Here is a 238-nt window from a genome sequence, read left to right as displayed (position 1 = left end):
CAGTTGCACCGCGCCGGCCGGCACGCCGGCCTCGCGCAGCAGGCGCACGGCTTGCGCGGCGATCAGCGGCGTCTGTTCGGCCGGCTTCGCGAGCACCGTGTTGCCGGCGGCGAGCGCCGCGGCGACCTGGCCCATGAAGATCGCGAGCGGGAAGTTCCACGGGCTGATACAGACCACGGGGCCGAGCGGGCGGTGCGTGTCGTTCGAGAACTCGCCGCGGATCTGCGCCGCGTAGTAG

1 protein-coding gene is annotated in these 238 nt (G+C 73.1%); it reads right to left on the bottom strand.

What is annotated here, in order from left to right; translation table 11 throughout:
• Positions 1 to 238 (bottom strand): aldehyde dehydrogenase family protein (locus AAEZ22_RS18595; protein ID WP_352298571.1); only part of this gene is annotated, 238 nt, incomplete at both ends.

Origin of the sequence: Pseudoalteromonas sp. 20-MNA-CIBAN-0454 (assembly GCF_040308685.1) — a bacterium.
In the GTDB taxonomy this organism is placed as follows: domain Bacteria; phylum Pseudomonadota; class Gammaproteobacteria; order Enterobacterales; family Alteromonadaceae; genus Pseudoalteromonas; species Pseudoalteromonas nigrifaciens.
The sequence above is the reverse complement of the archived record's forward strand: the minus strand, read 5'-3'. Positions and strand labels throughout refer to the sequence as shown.